The organism is Clostridium sp. 'deep sea' (assembly GCF_014931565.1).
In the GTDB taxonomy this organism is placed as follows: Bacteria; Bacillota; UBA994; order PWPR01; family PWPR01.
The window spans coordinates 2,920,417-2,936,143 of sequence record NZ_CP063353.1 but is presented as its reverse complement, the minus strand read 5'-3'; the positions used below and the strand labels follow the sequence as shown (position 1 = coordinate 2,936,143).

Genomic DNA, 15,727 nt, shown 5'->3' with positions numbered 1-15,727 from the left:
TAACATGTTACATGCAAGTTAATTTAATATTATTATACTACCCATTATAAATAAATTTGTTCCAATAAAACAAAAAAGAGAGGATTCCTCTCTAAAAATACCCAAAATATTAAATATGTAGACACTACTTCGTAACGCTAATAAAAACACATAAAAGGGTTAACAGAAATTAACTAAAGACTAATTATGAATCACCAATATGTATGTATATAATAATATAATTTCTTAAAATTTGTGGTGATTTATTAATAGCTTTTACGACTACAATCCTAGGGGTAGAGTACCACCCCTACTCTTATGCACTTTTACTGCTCTGAAGCATTCTCACGTTCATATTCAGCCATGATCTGATCATGAATATGTTGCCTCATTTCGGTACAAATAGGATGTGCAATATCTTTGAATTCGCCATTAGATGTTTTACGACTTGGCATTGCAACAAATAATCCATTGTTACCTTCTATGATTCGCAAATCATGAACCACAAACTGATCGTCGATTGTTATAGAAGCTATTGCACGCATTCTGCCTGTATTATTTACCCTGCGAATTCGAACTTCTGTAACTTGCATGAGGACACCTCCTTCTTGATGCTAACGTTTTAGCTGTTCAATTCTTCTATGTAAAACGTATTTTTCCTGCCTAAAAACGTGATTTTATAACAATTTTTTAATTATTTTCGCAAAAAGGGGATACATTCATGATTATTTTATTATTTACAGTATCAACATCTTCTAAAACTAACATCGAAATGTAGTTATTTATTAATTTTTTAGTAGGACTAGAAGTTGTTAATAATACACCTACTCCTACAACTGTAGCCTCAAATTCTGACATTAATTCCTTTAATCCTTTAATAGTACCACCAGCTCTCATAAAGTCGTCAATAATTAAAATCCTTTTTCCTGGTGATAATGAGCGTCTTGCCAATGACATGGTTTGAATACTTCGGGATGAACCAGAAACATAATTAATACTAACTGATGTTCCCTCTGTAATTAGATGATCTCTTCTCGCTGCAATAACAGGAACATTTAGATAGTAGGCAGTTGCCATAGCTAAGGGAATACCTTTTGTTTCTACAGTAACAACAGCATCAGGGGCATTATCATAAAAGTAAGAAGCAAATATTTCACCAAGTATATTGCAAACTTTAGGGTCATATATACAATCAGTCATATAAATATAGTTTCCTGGCAATATTCGTTCAGGATTAGTAAGTTGTTCTCTTAGCCTATTTAAAAGCTCTGTTCTACGCCATTCTGCTACTTCTGGTAAATATTTAACTCCCCCTGCTGGCCCAGCAATAGTTTCGATATGTCCTCTTCCTATTTTTCTTAAAACCTGCCTAGTTAAAGTTAAATCCTCACTAATAGTTGACCTAGCAGCATTAAAAAAATCTGAGAACTGTCCTAAAGAGAACAACTTGCCTGGAGATGTTGTAAGCATTTCAATTAATGCCCCAACTCGCTCACTTCTTTTCCATTTATCTGTGTTCAAATCATCAACCCCTGTGCTTCAAAATAATGCTTATTTTACTTTTTTCCTTGATTGTTACGTACTACGTTTAACAAACTATCTTCAGCATTTGCAATATGCTCTTCTACTAAACGCTGTGACCTATTGTCATCTCTTTCAGCAATTGCTTCTAAGATTTGTCGATGCTCACCCAAAATAAGACTTTGTCTACCTAAAGTAGAAAGGCTAGCTCTTCTAAATCTTTTTATTTGCTCTCTTAACAAACTTATCATTTGAGTTAATCTTTCATTACGACTAGCTCTAACTAAAATATCGTGAAATTCTTCATCAATGTCTATGAGTTCTGTTAAATCACCACTATCAATACACTTACTCATTCTAAGCACTGTTAACTCCATCGCTTCTAACTCATCTGTTGTAATTTTTTCAACAGCTAACTTAGCTGCCAAACCCTCTAGTGCTGCCCTAATTTCAAATGTTTCTGAGATATCTCTAACACTCATACTAGCTACATAAGCACCTCTTCGGGGAACCATTACAACTAGTCCTTCTAGTTCTAACTTACGAATAGCCTCTCTTACAGGAGTTCTACTCACACCAAGCTCCTCAGCTAACTGGGTTTCCATTAGCCTCTCACCTGGGGCAAAACGACCGTTTAAAATAGACTCTCTAATTACTTCAAAAACTATCTCTCTTAAGGGTTTATAACTGTTTAGTTCTAAATGAAGTTTTTTTTCTGACATATTAATACCTCCGATACCACTCTATTATATATTAAATACTTTTTGGATAATTCCTTTATATTGTGTAAAGTTTTGCTTTAGGCAATATAGGCAGTAAATTACAAACTATTACCTTACCATTATAATATTTATTAAGTTTTATTATATCATTTTCAGAACTAAGTACTAGATACAAAGTACTACCACTACCAGTCATTTGTACATTTAGCCCATAATTTCTAAGGTTTTTTAGTATAGTTAGAAGGCTTGGTTCTATACTAGATACTGCAAGTTCTAAAGAATTGCCAAGTTTTTCATTAAGTTTTTTTACATCTTGTTTTAAAATTGCCTCTTTTATAGCACTTACATTTATATTTTGCTTTATTTTCAAGTTATCATACGCCTTAAATACAGCTGCGGTATTAAAAGACCACGGTTGAGGCAAAATAGCCAGCTTTAGTGATATATTGCTATTAATAGAAGTTAATTCGCTACCAATACCTTGCCCTCTTTGGATACCACCTATATAACAATACCAAACATCAGCTCCAAGAGACAGGGCTATTTGTTTCAATTGTATTATATCAACATTTATATTCCACAAAAGTGGTAAAGCACGCAACACAGCGGCGGCATTAGAGCTACCCCCTGCCATACCTCCACCCACTGGAATTTTTTTGTCTATAATTATTTCAACACCCTTGTTTACTGAGTATTGTTTTCTTAATAGTTCAGCAGCTTTATAGGCTATGTTATTACTATCATTAGGAACCAAGCAGTGTTTACATTTAACTGATATTTTATCACTTAATGTTAATTTAATACTGTCGTATAAATCTACCGATATAAAGATTGTATCAATTGTATGGTATTGATTTTCTATTATCCCCGTAATATTTAATCCCAAATTCAGTTTTGCTGGTGCTTTAATGTTTACATACTTAGCCATTTTTCTACCTCTTTTTTGCTGCTACCGGTTATTATTTGTGTTATTAAATTAATCATAAAATATTAACTATTTTACCAACTTATAAGTCAATCACGTTATTAGTTTTATAAGTTTATAAAATTATGGTTATAACATAAACAAAAAACTAACTAAAAGGGGCATACATTAACTGTGGTTAATGTACAGCCCCTAAAATTATAACATAAGCATTACCTTTACTCTATGCACCTGCTATTAAGTTTTTTTGCTTTTTATCATAAATACGGTTATACGCGATATTGATAGACTTAAGGCAATCTGCCAATTTTTCATAATTAATAATAATTAAGTCGTTTTTACTAGCAAGGTTTATAGCATGCTCTATTGCTTTTGTCTCCTCTTCAATGATATTAGCAAATCCATTTGGCTTCTCTAAATAATACCCTTCAAGTAGTAAAGCAGCTGTATCGCCTTGTTTTCTACCTCTATTATCCTTATCTTCTTTAAATACTACCTTATCGAAGCCCTTAGCAACTATTCTACCCATTTCAATCAGCTGTTCTGCCGTTCTATCTCCTGGTCCACAAATAACACCTATTATTTTATTGTAATTAAGGTTTTTAGCAAAACTAGCAAGTGATTCTAATCCAAGCTGATTATGAGCGTAGTCAATCATTATAGTTTTACCATCAGGCATTTCAATAATAGTTTGCCTACCAGGATTATTGATTATATTTGGTTTAAAGCTGCGAATAGCCTTTATCATTTCTGTATCTGTTAAGTTTAATGATATACCAACGGCTACAGCAGCTAAAATATTAGCAATATTGTGTTTAGCTTTTCCATTAAACGTAATCGGAATGCTCTTAACATCTACCAGAGTTCTCTCTTCTCTATTACTATAATAAATGATTTTATTATCCTTTACAATTACAGCTCTTTCACCACAGTTTATATGTTCTACAACAACACTGTTATTAGATTTGAGACTAAAATATATTATTTTACACCTACTAGATTTTGTCATAGTAGTCTCAAAAGCATCATCGGCGTTAATAACTGCATAACCATTTTGATTAACAGCTTCTAGTGTCAATGCTTTTAAGTCTGCTAACTCCCAGCGTGACAGGATTCCATCTTGCCCAATATGGTCATAACCTACATTGGTAACAACAGCTACATCACTATAGTCATAAGCCAAACCACCTCTTAAAATACCGCCTCTAGCTAACTCTAGTACTGCTGCATTTATTTCCTTGCGTTCTAAGAGGTTTTTTGTGCTGATAGGGCCCGTTGTATCTCCAGTAAGAATCCGCTGTTCATTAATATATATTCCATCAGATGTTGTATAACCAACTTTGTCATATTTATTAGCTAACATATGAGCAATTAATCTTACTGTTGTTGTTTTACCATTGGTACCCGTAACAGAGACCAAGGGAATTCTACCTGTTTCTTTATTAGGAAATAAGTAATCAACTATAGCCGAAGCAACATCACGAGATTCACCTTTTGCTGGGTAATGGTGCATTCTTAAACCTGGGGCTGCATTTATTTCAATAATAGCCCCTCCATACTCTTCATAGGAGTTTTCTATATCATCTAATACAATATCTATTCCTGCTACATCTAGTCCAATAATTTTTACAGCGGATTCTACTAATCTCTTATTATCAGGGTGTATCATATCAGTTACATCATAAGCGATGCCACCAGTACTTAGATTAGCATTCTCTCTTAAAAAGACCTGCTTACCTTTTTCAGGAACACTTTTAATGTTTAGCTTTTGTCTTTTAAGTACTTGTTTTACAATTGGATCGTATTTTAATTTAGTAAGTGGTTTTTCATGGTAATTACCTCGCAAAGGATTAAGATTTTCAATATCTATAAGCTCTGTTATACTATGTAGTCCGTCTCCAATAACATGGGCTGGTATTCTCCATGAAACAGCAATAAGTTTTCCATCTACAACTGCACATCGATAATGATTGCCCTCAATATACTTCTCTACCAATACCTCATTACAGTATTTTTTAGCTAGTTTAAAAGCCTCAGTAATAGCTTGACTAGTGGTTAAATTTAGGCTGACCCCTTTACCTTGATTGCCATCAACTGGCTTAATAACAATAGGCTGTAATAGATTATTATGAAAATCTAGAGCTTGTTCAACATTCTCACACACAGCCCCATAAGGAACAGGTAATCCAGCATACCTTAAGCGTTTTTTTGTAAGGTCCTTATCACAAGCAATATCCACAGCAATACATGAAGTTTTTTCTGTTAAAGTAGCCTGAATTTTAACTGATTTAGCCCCATATCCTAACTGAATTAAGCTATTATTATCTAAACGAGTAACAGGAATATTGCGTTTTTGAGCAGCAGTAACTATTGCTTTAGTACTTGGCCCTAACTCTGTTTTTTCTATAATATCCTTTAACTCGTTTATAATGTTATTAATATTAGGTTCATCATTTTTTAACAGTCTCTTAACAATGTCTACTGAAACATAGGCTATTTTTTCGGCAGCAACGGCAGCTTTATACTCATATATAATATTATAAATACCTTGTGAGACTCTTCTGGTTTTACCATAGTAAGTACCCACACCTAACATTTCCTGCAATTCTAAAGCGATGTGTTCAACAACATGGCCTAATAGAGTACCTTCTTGTAGCCTTTCAACAAATCCACCTACATAACCTTTACTGCATTTATGTTCATTTAATCCTGGTAATAGCTTTACAAGCCTATTAATGAAGCTGACACCAATATCTTTAGTTGTAACCTCAGCATATTCCTCGAGATTTAGTTGCATAACTACTACTGGAAAATGGCTATCTATGTTCTTTCCTTCAATTAAAGAAACTGATTCAATCCTCACTAGTTATCCTCCTTCAAATGCCTAGTATTAATAGCTTTTCGTGATCTTAGATCAAAATGATATTTACAAGGTAACGTGTAAAGTTTACAACCAGCAACTGCCAAGGTTTGACTTGCTGATACTGTTGCTACATTTGAAAACTCAATGTCTTTACCATCTAAAATTGTCACAGCACCCTCACCAATAACTTTCATTTCACCACTAACATCATCTACTATTACCGCTGTATTTTCGTCTATCCCAATACCTAAAATATGGGGGTTATAGGCTACAATCGATAATAGGCGACCTAATCGCCCCCTTTGGGCGAAATGTTGATCAATTACAATTCCCTCTAACAGACCTAGTCCGGGAGATAGACTTACTGTTTGTTTTGTTGGAGGTTTATCACTCTCACCATCCAATATCATTATCTCACTCATTACTGAGGCACCTGCACTTGTGCCGGCAATAATAGTGCCTTTGGCATGTAGCTCATGTAATGCATAATAAAGGTTTGTTCCTCCTAACATAGTTGTAATTCTTAGCTGGTCTCCACCCGTAATAAAAATGCCATCTATATGCTCTAATTCACTTTGTAAGTCATAAGTATTAGCATCACTTCTATCTAGAATATGAAGGGCTTTGCAACTTCCCGCACCAAGTTTTCTAAATATATGACTATACATATGCTCTGATCTTAACTGGTTTTGGGTAGCAACTGCTAAAATAGCAATATTAGCACCTCTACCCCCTGCGAGCCTAATAAATTCTTTTAAAATAACGCACTCACCTTTGTGGTCTTCCGCACCACCAATAATAAGCAACAGTCCACTATCGTTCATATTGATATCCTCTCATTATGTGTAAAAATAATCTCTATTTCAGTATTGACAGATATACCTAGAACTTATACAATTTTATGCTTAATGAATACCATAATAACAAGTTTTGCATATGATGTAGAAACACAGCAAGGAGAAGTGATGTGATGGTAATAGTTGCTATTAGAAGCTGGCGGCGTTTATACGTTTACATAGGTAACAAGATAACGCAATCCTACCCAATAGCTGTAGGAAAGCCTAGTACACCAACACCTTTAGGAGTTTATAGAATTATAAACAAAGCAGAAGATCCTGGTGGACCATATGGATCTCGGTGGATGGGTCTTAGTATTAGTGGTTATGGCATTCATGGCACAAATAATAATACCTCTATAGGAAAAAGTATTTCTATGGGATGTATTAGAATGTACAATACTGATGTAGAGTATTTATATAATTCAACGGCAATTAATACAAAAGTTGGTATAATAAAAACACCTGAAGATTTACCTTCTGGTTATGAAATGCCACCAGGTCAACCCTATAGGGTAAAATCTGGTGATACCTTGGCTTATCTAGCTAATAAATTTAATACCACAATAGAAAGCATAGTCACTTATAATCATTTACATAACACTAAAAATGAAATTTACGTTGGTCAGTCACTCATCATAGTATAGGAGATGAACCTCTTATACTTATTTTTTTATAGTAATAAACAAAAAAAAGACCGAATGGTCTTTTTTGTACCTACTAATTATCTAAATATTCTAATTCAATACTTGATGTCAATATGTCAATATAACTATACGATACGCGGGGAATAGATGAATTGTTTTCATCCAAACGTACAGTGAACACATGCGGGTAGGTTCGTTCTAGTATACCTTCGCGAACTATTGTTTTTTTACGTCCACGATTTGCTTTTAGTTTTATCCTGCTTCCTAGATGGTTTTCTAAATCCAATCGTATGTCCTTAAGTGCCATAGCCAAATACCATCCCCCCTGTCCAGAATATCATTATTATTATAACACAAATGAAACCCAATGGCAAAAAAATACCATCACTGTAAGAAAGAGATACTTAATATTATTTAATTAGTTGTTGAAGCCTATTTACATAATATGGGGCTACTTCATCACTACTTAAAATGACTAATACAGTATTGTCTCCAGCTAAAGATCCTAATACAGTGTTATCCTCTAAGCTATCTAAAGCCTCTGCTGCTGCATTAGCAGTACCTGTAATAGTTTTTACTACTACCATATTCCTCACATAATCAACACTAATTATTGAGCTTCTTAATAATCTCAGTAATCTATCAGTTACATTGCCTGGTTGCTGGTCAGTTACTTGTGAGTAGTAGTATCTACCCGTACTTCCTTTAAGTTTTACTAAACCTAACTCTTTAATATCTCTACTTACAGTTGCCTGAGTAACTATACAACCTCTATTATGTAACTCTGTTAATAAACCTTCTTGAGTTTCAATTTCTTTTTCTCTTATTATCTCTAAAATTGTTGTTTGCCGTTTGCCTTTCACCTTTAATCCCCCATAAATATTAGTTTTGTGAACTAGCCACACATTTTGCTAACTCTATAAACTTATCTACCGTAAGTTGCTCGGCTCTTACCGACTCTTCTATATTACATTGCAGAAAGATATTTCTCCATAACTCTTTTGTAAGGACTAATTCTCCTTTAGTAGATAAGGAGTTAAATAATTTTTTACGTCTTTGAGAAAAGGCCTTTTGAACTACAGATTTAAGCAATTTAAAATCTAGTTGTGGGTCTAATAGCTCTTTTTTGGGCTCAATAACAATTATAGCAGAATCTACCTTTGGACGTGGTATAAAACAACCAGGTTTTACAATTCCTGAAATAAATACTTTAGCTCTTGCTTGAATATTAACCGAAGATGCACCATATAGTTTTGATCCGTGTTTAGCTGCTAATCTTTCAGCTACTTCTCTCTGAACTAAAAAAACCATTCTATCCCAACTTATTTCACTCTCTAACAATCGAAAAATAGTTGGTGTCGTTATATAATATGGAAGGTTTGCAATAACTTTTAATGGTTCATGTGATGAATAGCTTATTAACCCTCTTAAGTCTGTTTTTAAAATGTCTCCTAAGTGAACTTTAACATTATTGAAATCAGCTAATGTTTCAGCTAATATGGGCATTAATCGCTGGTCTATTTCAACAGCATATACCTGTTTTACCTGTTTACATAACTCATTAGTAAGGGTTCCAACACCAGGCCCTATTTCTAAAACAATGTCTTCCGGCTGGGGATTGGCACTCTTAACTATTTTTTGTAAGGCAGGTCTATCCACGAGAAAGTTTTGCCCCAAACCCTTACTAAACTTCATCTCATGCCGTTGCATTAAATCTTTTACAGTGTTAATAGACAATAAATTAGGCATTAATTTTTTCATCCAATCTAAAGAGCTTATAGGCATTTTCTGTAGTATTACTTGCAACTGCATCAAGTTCTATGCCTTTTATTTGAGCTATTTTTTTTGCTACTTCTAAAACATATACAGGTTCATTTCGTTTACCTCTATAAGGAACTGGTGCTAAATAGGGACTATCTGTTTCAATTAATAGTCTATCTAGCGGCACAAACTTAACTACGTCTGGTAACTTACGTGCATTTTTAAAGGTAAGTGGTCCAGCTAGAGAAATGTACATTCCTAAATCCAATATTTGTTTAGCCATTTCTACAGAGCCAGAAAAACAATGCATAACTCCAGTTATTGGTTTTTGCCTGCTGTTTAGTATCTTAATCATATCTTCATGAGATTCTCTATTGTGTATAATTACTGGATATTTATACATCTCTGCAATATCCAACTGAGTTATAAATGATTCTCTCTGTTTACTTCTAGGTGAAAAATCATAGTGGTAATCAAGACCAATTTCTCCCCAGGCTACTACTTTTTTATTTGGTAATAGCTCTATTAGTTCTGTTAGAGTTTCATCATTTGAGCTACTTGCACTATGAGGATGTATGCCCACTGCTGCATAAACACCACAATAATCATTTGCTTGTTTTACTGCGAGTTTAGAAGAAAAAACGTCTGAGCCAACATTTATCATATGCTTAATGCCAGCACCCTGTGCTCGCTCGATTACTTCCCTAACATCGCCTTGAAATCTTTTGTCGTTTAAATGTAAATGAGTGTCTATTAAAACCATGTTTTCACCTTTTTATCTTTATTATTGACTGCATTTCTTGTAATTGACAATACAAACCATGTACTTCCTTTTCAGTAAAAGGATATTGACACATCTTGTGATACGATGTATAATTATGTCGAGATTTGGTTAATTAGCCAGAATTAAAGGAGAGATTGACATGAAAGCAACAGGAATCGTTCGTCGTATTGATGATTTAGGTCGTCTAGTATTACCAATCGAATTACGTCGTGTTATGGGTATTGAAATTAAAGACTACGTTGAAATTTACGTAGACGATGAGAGCATTATACTTAAGAAATACGCTCCAGCGTGCATCTTCTGTGGTTCTGCTGACAACATGGAAAACTACATGGGTCGCAGAGTTTGTAAAGATTGTATTGCTAAGATGTCTGAAAATCTATAAGATTTTTTATAAAGAGCTAATCCCTAGGGTTAGCTCTTTTTACATAACCTAGTTTTTAAACAAAATATCATATACTTCGCTTCGCTTTAATGCTCTATCTTTTGCAACCTGCTTTATGGCTTGTTTTCTCTCCATTCCCCTATTTATATAAGACTCATAGTGGTCTAACACAGTTAAGTTGTTTAAGGGATTTTGCTCTATATCTGTTTTACTCTCTAAACTACCTGATACAACTAAACAAATTTCTCCTTTAGGCCTGTAATTCAAAACAGCTTCGCTACCAATTTTATCTCTTAAAAATGTTTCATATACTTTTGTTAATTCTCGAGCCACAACAGCATCTCTTTGTTTATCCCAACATTTCACAATATCTTTTATCACATCATTATAGCGATGGGGACTAACATAAAAAATTGTTGTATACTCATTGTATTTCAACTTGCTCAATAGCTCTTGTCTTAATTTAGATTTTCTTGGTAAAAATCCAGCAAAGAAAAATCCTTCTGTGTTTAATCCAGAGGCTATTAAGGCTGAAGTAAATGCTGTAGGTCCAGGTATAGGAATAATTTTTATTCCGTTAGTTATAGCTGCTTTTACAATAACTGTTCCTGGATCACTTATAGCAGGGGTTCCTGCATCACTAACAACTGCTATATTTTCACCATCTACTAACTTGCTAATTAATAAATCTACTCTGTCACGCTCATTATGTTCATGGTAACTTAATAATGGGGTTTTTATATCATAGTAATTGCAAAGTTGTTTGGTTCTTCGGGTATCCTCGCAGGCAATAAGATTAACTTCTTTTAATATTCTCAAAGCCCTAAAACTAATATCTTCTAAATTACCGATTGGAGTTGCTACTAAATAAAGTTGACCATCACTCATTTTTATCCTCCGAAAAACATAGCTTTTTCATTTGGTCTGTATAATTCTCACCATCATCATATATAACTAGGGTTGGTAAAATCTTGATACCAGATTTTGCACCCTTTACAGCCTCTACTAAAAAAATATGTGATTCAGAATTCTGGCGTGATTGTACTAGTTGTAATCGTTTAGGCTCAAGCTTATGCTCTCTTAACATAGTAATTAACTCTACCAGTCTTGAAGATTTATAAACAAAGTTAACCTTACCACCATATTTTACAACTGCTTTACTCGCTTTTACTACATCACTTAAGGTACAATGCACCTCATGACGAGCAATTGCATATGAATTTTGAGGAGAAATATCTCCAACACCTAAAGGCATATAAGGAGGATTACTTACAACTACATCAAACTTTTCATGACCATATAGTAAAACGCTATTTTTTAAATCCTCATTAACAATATCTATTGTTTGGGATAAATTATTAAGTTCAACATTTCTTAAAGCTAAAGCAGCAACTTCAGGTTGAATTTCTAAGGCTTTAATCTTTAAATGAGTTTGCCTAGTACTTAACATTAAGGGGATAACCCCTACTCCTGTACCAAAATCAACAACTTTATCTCCACGCTTTAATCTTACAAACATAGATAGCAAAACGGCATCTATACCAAATGAAAAATACTTATCATCTTGTATAATGTTTAAGCCAGTATGCATTAAATTATCTATTCGTTCCATTACTCTTTAGTACTATTTTCATGGCAATTTGTTTTATGAGCACACTTATTACCATTTTTTTTCTTTATCTCTTTAAGTAAATATTCTTTACGAACATTATCATCTTCTAACTCTACAAGTACATTTTCTTTTATAGCACTACTAGATATAACTTTTCCTGGCCCATCTGGAGTGTATACGTACTGACCAATATTGGGTATTATTTTTTCCATGGCCTCATAGTGTTCACTCTCATATCTTAAACAACACATTAATCTACTACAAATACCAGATATTTTTGATGGGTTAAGTGTTAGGTTTTGCTGTTTTGCCATTTTAATTGATACTGGGGCAAAATCCCCTAGATGAGTAGCACAACACAGAGGTCTGCCACATGGACCAATTCCCCCAAACATCTTGGCTTCATCTCTAACCCCAATTTGTCTTAACTCTATTCTAGTTCTAAACACTGTTGCTAAATCTTTAACTAACTCTCTAAAATCTACTCTACCATCAGAAGTAAAATAGAAAATAATTTTACTGCCATCAAAGGCATATTCAACATTAACTAAACTCATATCTAGCTTATGATTCTGTATTTTCTCTTCGCAAATTTTTGTTGCATCTGCTTCTTTTTCTTTATTTTTCTTTAAAACTAAACAATCTTCTTCAGTTGCAATCCTCATTACTTTGCGTAATGGCGAAACTATTTCTTCATCTGTTACCTCTTTAACAGTAGAAACAACTTCGCCGAATTCCAAACCCCTTGCAGTTTCAACTATAACAGCTGTTCCTAATTCAGTTTCTATATCATTAGGATCAAAATAATAAATTTTACCTGCAGGTCTAAATCTTACTCCTACAACTTTAGTCATTTATGTCCTCCAATATATATAACAGTAACGTTTCCAAAACAAGCTGTTTGTTTTGGTACTGTTGAATTTGTTTTTGAGCATTAATAATATGTTTACAATCTTGTTTTAAAACCCATATAGGTCTTTTCATTATTTTTGCGCTATTATCTATTATATCATTAATTCTATTGTCTTGCCTTAAAGCCATTGCCCAAATGGTCTCTAACATTAAAAGAATTATTTCAACTTCGTTTTCTTTTTTTATAATATCTGCTACAACTACAAACATTTTATCAATATTATTATTATTTAACAAATCACATATTTTATTTAGCTGATCTCTAACTTGCTTTATATCTAGCTTTTCGTTTAAACTAAGTGCTTGTCCTGGGCTACCTTTAGTTAAGTAAAATAAAAACTTGAGTAGCTTGTCATCAGTAATCTCAGAACATAAAATTTTTTCAAAGCTATTAGCCTTTAAATTATTAAATCTTACTTTTCTACATCTTGATTGAATAGTGGTTAATATATTAGATGTATCACAGCAGGTGAGAATAAAAACAATATTAGATGGGGGTTCTTCAAGCAGTTTTAATAAAGCATTTTGAGCTTGTAAAGTAAGTTTTTCTGCTTCATCTATTATTGTAACTTTATAACTTGCTAAAGTAGGGGGTAACCATAAGTCTTTTTGCCAACTTCTTATTTCTTTAACACTAAAGCTTTTTTTTTCTGTTTGCCAAATTCTTAAGTCAGGATGAATAGCTTTTTGAACTCTTTCTTCACAACTTAAAGGTTGTATAGTTTTTAAATCGTCTTTACAAAGCACCTTTGAAGCAAAAGCCCTAGCAACTAACTTTTTACCTATTCCATGTGTGCCAACAAAAAGATAGGCATGGCCTATTCGACCTGCCTCTATTTGATGCATTAGAGAATTTTTAACATCTTGATGCCCTTCTATCTTATCCCATAACATAATAAAACCTTAAGCTCTATGGAAGTCTTCTACATTCAAAACAAAAATTGTAGCTCCCCCTACAACAACTTCTACAGGGTACGGTAAAAATGACTCTGAACCTGATGTACCTATAGGAGACATAGGTGTAACTAGCTGCTCACGTGAATGACAGGTTTCTTTAATAATATCAATAACTGTGTTTACTTTTTCCTCTTCCACACCAATTAAGAGAGTAGTGTTACCAGCTTTTAAAAAACCGCCGCTACTAGCTAGCTTGGTTGCTCGATAACCTTGCTCAATAAGACTCTCTATGAGTCTTATACTGTCTTTGTCTTGCACAACAGCAACAATCATTTTCATATTTAACACTCCTTAATGAAGTAACTTTAATATACTATTTTACAATTTTAATATACAGTTTGTTATCAATTAAAACTAGTCCAACAAAATTACTGCCATGATACTCTTGTAGCAGATACTCTATTATCTCGGAAGTTAACTTTTCCCCAGGTAAAACTATTGGTACCCCTGGAGGATATTTAAGAACTGGCTCAGCGGCAACTAAAGAATGTGACTCACTCACTAAGACTAACTCTTTATTCATATAAAGTATTTCTCTTGGTTTATAGATATTTTCCCCATTTTGGGGCAATTGTAACACAGCTGAATCATCATTAATTATACTGACTTCATTTTGCTGTTTAGAGTATGCTAATAACCCGTTAAATAACGCCTTTAAACTGTTTTCTGTTGTTCCTAGTGTAGCTAAAAATAAAAAATTATTTCCGTTACTTTTTTCAAACATTATACCATATTTTTTTAACGTATTTACAAAATTAGTAGTACTATTAGAGTAAATATTACAATTTATCTTTGTAAAATCAAGGTTTTTAGTAGCTAGCTGTAAAAACCTTACTGCTTTTAAATCCTTTATATTATTATAAAACTGGTTTAAAAGACTATATAAATTATTATACTCTCTTATTGCATTATTGTATAGAAACTGCTGAACTGCATCAAGAGAAGCCAAAATTAAATATGATGGACTACTAGAGTGAACTATTCTTCTAAAGCGCTTTAGCTTTTCAACACTCACTAACTTACCCTGCTGATGAAGATAAGCTCCCCCAGTGATAACGGGTAAGGTTTTATGTGCAGACTGAATAATTAGGTCTGCGCCAGCATCAACAGCTGAAAGGGGTAAGTGCTTACTAAAATGCCAGTGAGCTCCATGAGCCTCATCTACAATTAGCGGAATATTATACTTGTGTACACAGTCAACAATCTTCCTTAGTTCACCAGCTAAACCTTCATAGGTTGGATTTTGAATTATCACAGCTACTGTATCTGGATGTTTCTTTAATTTAGCTTCTATTTCACAACATGCTACGGGCTCTGGTATACCCCATATATTATATGTATTAGTTAGCCAAACAGGGTTAGCTCCACTTAAAATTAAAGAATTCCATACCGATAAATGAGAATTTCTTTGTACTAAAACCTTCTCACCAGGCTTTACACAAGCCATAATCGCAATTTGAATACCTGCTGTTGAACCCTGGGTTAAATAGAGAGTATGAGCTACAGAATACAACTTTGCGGTCAAAGATTGAGATTCTTGAATGACACCTGCTTCGTTTAGTAGATTATCTAAACCATTCACTTCAGTAGCATCATAACTCCATAAATCTTTTGTCCACTTTGTTAATGCTTGAGGGGTTATATAACCTCCTGCATGCCCGGGAGTATGGTAACGATATTTATATTTAGCTTTATATAAAGCCAAAGCATCACATATTGGAGTTTGCATATTATAGTTTTTCCTTAGTTATTTACTAATATAATTATACAATACAATAGCCCTAAATTAAAAATCACCTAAATTTTATGTGTTAGTAACAAGA

At 33.4% G+C, this 15,727-nt stretch carries 18 protein-coding genes; 2 read left to right on the top strand and 16 right to left on the bottom strand.

Going from position 1 to position 15,727, the window contains the following annotated elements; all coding sequences use genetic code 11:
* Nucleotides 1-305: 305 nt before the first annotated feature.
* From spoVG to IMX26_RS13595, 6 genes are all read right to left on the bottom strand, one after another.
* On the bottom strand, nucleotides 306-572 hold the full coding sequence (gene spoVG, locus IMX26_RS13620) for a septation regulator SpoVG (RefSeq protein ID WP_195158925.1): 267 nt from the start codon (nucleotides 570-572) through the stop codon (nucleotides 306-308).
* Nucleotides 573-669: 97 nt separating this feature from the next.
* A complete protein-coding gene (gene purR / locus IMX26_RS13615; RefSeq protein WP_243259165.1) occupies nucleotides 670-1,500 on the bottom strand; it encodes a pur operon repressor in 831 nt (276 codons plus the stop codon).
* 35 nt (nucleotides 1,501-1,535) lie between these two features.
* Complete coding sequence (locus tag IMX26_RS13610; protein WP_195158924.1) at nucleotides 1,536-2,222, bottom strand: GntR family transcriptional regulator; 687 nt, start codon at nucleotides 2,220-2,222, stop codon at nucleotides 1,536-1,538.
* A 55-nt stretch (nucleotides 2,223-2,277) separates the two neighbouring features.
* Nucleotides 2,278-3,150 (bottom strand): 4-(cytidine 5'-diphospho)-2-C-methyl-D-erythritol kinase, encoded by an 873-nt coding sequence (gene ispE / locus IMX26_RS13605; protein ID WP_195158923.1) that lies wholly within the window; start codon nucleotides 3,148-3,150, stop codon nucleotides 2,278-2,280.
* Nucleotides 3,151-3,370: 220 nt separating this feature from the next.
* The gene (gene cphA / locus IMX26_RS13600) at nucleotides 3,371-6,010 is read right to left on the bottom strand and encodes a cyanophycin synthetase (RefSeq protein WP_195158922.1); all 2,640 of its coding nucleotides are present in this window, start codon (nucleotides 6,008-6,010) and stop codon (nucleotides 3,371-3,373) included.
* Nucleotides 6,010-6,834, bottom strand: a complete 825-nt coding sequence (locus tag IMX26_RS13595; RefSeq protein ID WP_195158921.1) for a cyanophycinase — start codon at nucleotides 6,832-6,834, stop codon at nucleotides 6,010-6,012. The genes cphA and IMX26_RS13595 overlap by 1 nt, the downstream gene beginning before the upstream one ends.
* A gap of 146 nt (nucleotides 6,835-6,980) precedes the next feature.
* Between IMX26_RS13595 and IMX26_RS13590 the strand changes: the two genes are divergently transcribed.
* Entirely contained in the window at nucleotides 6,981-7,493 is a 513-nt protein-coding gene (locus tag IMX26_RS13590; RefSeq protein WP_243259362.1) for a L,D-transpeptidase family protein, read from the top strand.
* Nucleotides 7,494-7,566: 73 nt separating this feature from the next.
* Here the strand turns inward: IMX26_RS13590 and IMX26_RS13585 are convergent, their stop codons facing one another.
* From IMX26_RS13585 to IMX26_RS13570, 4 genes are all read right to left on the bottom strand, one after another.
* Nucleotides 7,567-7,800 (bottom strand): Veg family protein, encoded by a 234-nt coding sequence (locus tag IMX26_RS13585; RefSeq protein ID WP_195161408.1) that lies wholly within the window; start codon nucleotides 7,798-7,800, stop codon nucleotides 7,567-7,569.
* Nucleotides 7,801-7,903: 103 nt separating this feature from the next.
* Complete coding sequence (gene argR, locus IMX26_RS13580) at nucleotides 7,904-8,356, bottom strand: arginine repressor (protein ID WP_195158919.1); 453 nt, start codon at nucleotides 8,354-8,356, stop codon at nucleotides 7,904-7,906.
* 19 nt (nucleotides 8,357-8,375) lie between these two features.
* Entirely contained in the window at nucleotides 8,376-9,254 is an 879-nt protein-coding gene (rsmA, locus tag IMX26_RS13575; RefSeq protein WP_195158918.1) for a 16S rRNA (adenine(1518)-N(6)/adenine(1519)-N(6))-dimethyltransferase RsmA, read from the bottom strand.
* Nucleotides 9,235-10,017 carry a TatD family hydrolase gene (locus tag IMX26_RS13570; protein ID WP_195158917.1) on the bottom strand — a complete coding sequence of 261 codons (783 nt, stop codon included), beginning with the start codon at nucleotides 10,015-10,017 and terminating at the stop codon, nucleotides 9,235-9,237. Before IMX26_RS13570 ends, rsmA begins: the two co-directional genes overlap by 20 nt.
* A 160-nt stretch (nucleotides 10,018-10,177) precedes the next feature.
* Here IMX26_RS13570 and IMX26_RS13565 point away from each other — a divergent pair, with 160 nt between their 5' ends.
* Nucleotides 10,178-10,423, top strand: coding sequence for an AbrB/MazE/SpoVT family DNA-binding domain-containing protein (locus IMX26_RS13565; protein ID WP_279324861.1), 246 nt, complete (start codon nucleotides 10,178-10,180; stop codon nucleotides 10,421-10,423).
* 48 nt (nucleotides 10,424-10,471) lie between these two features.
* On the opposite strand, the gene rsmI is transcribed toward IMX26_RS13565, so the two are convergent.
* The 6 genes from rsmI to IMX26_RS13535 are packed head-to-tail and all read right to left on the bottom strand — an operon-like array spanning nucleotide 10,472 to nucleotide 15,633.
* Nucleotides 10,472-11,311: a 16S rRNA (cytidine(1402)-2'-O)-methyltransferase gene (gene rsmI, locus IMX26_RS13560; protein WP_195158916.1), complete on the bottom strand. Its 840-nt coding sequence runs from the start codon at nucleotides 11,309-11,311 to the stop codon at nucleotides 10,472-10,474.
* The gene (locus IMX26_RS13555) at nucleotides 11,304-12,035 is read right to left on the bottom strand and encodes a tRNA1(Val) (adenine(37)-N6)-methyltransferase (RefSeq protein WP_195158915.1); all 732 of its coding nucleotides are present in this window, start codon (nucleotides 12,033-12,035) and stop codon (nucleotides 11,304-11,306) included. Before IMX26_RS13555 ends, rsmI begins: the two co-directional genes overlap by 8 nt.
* The gene (locus IMX26_RS13550) at nucleotides 12,035-12,889 is read right to left on the bottom strand and encodes a stage 0 sporulation family protein (RefSeq protein WP_195158914.1); all 855 of its coding nucleotides are present in this window, start codon (nucleotides 12,887-12,889) and stop codon (nucleotides 12,035-12,037) included. Before IMX26_RS13550 ends, IMX26_RS13555 begins: the two co-directional genes overlap by 1 nt.
* Nucleotides 12,882-13,841: an AAA family ATPase gene (locus IMX26_RS13545; RefSeq protein WP_195158913.1), complete on the bottom strand. Its 960-nt coding sequence runs from the start codon at nucleotides 13,839-13,841 to the stop codon at nucleotides 12,882-12,884. Before IMX26_RS13545 ends, IMX26_RS13550 begins: the two co-directional genes overlap by 8 nt.
* Before the next feature lie 9 nt (nucleotides 13,842-13,850).
* Nucleotides 13,851-14,183 carry a cyclic-di-AMP receptor gene (locus tag IMX26_RS13540; protein WP_195158912.1) on the bottom strand — a complete coding sequence of 111 codons (333 nt, stop codon included), beginning with the start codon at nucleotides 14,181-14,183 and terminating at the stop codon, nucleotides 13,851-13,853.
* A 34-nt stretch (nucleotides 14,184-14,217) separates the two neighbouring features.
* A complete protein-coding gene (locus IMX26_RS13535; RefSeq protein ID WP_195158911.1) occupies nucleotides 14,218-15,633 on the bottom strand; it encodes an aminotransferase class I/II-fold pyridoxal phosphate-dependent enzyme in 1,416 nt (471 codons plus the stop codon).
* Nucleotides 15,634-15,727: the final 94 nt, after the last annotated feature.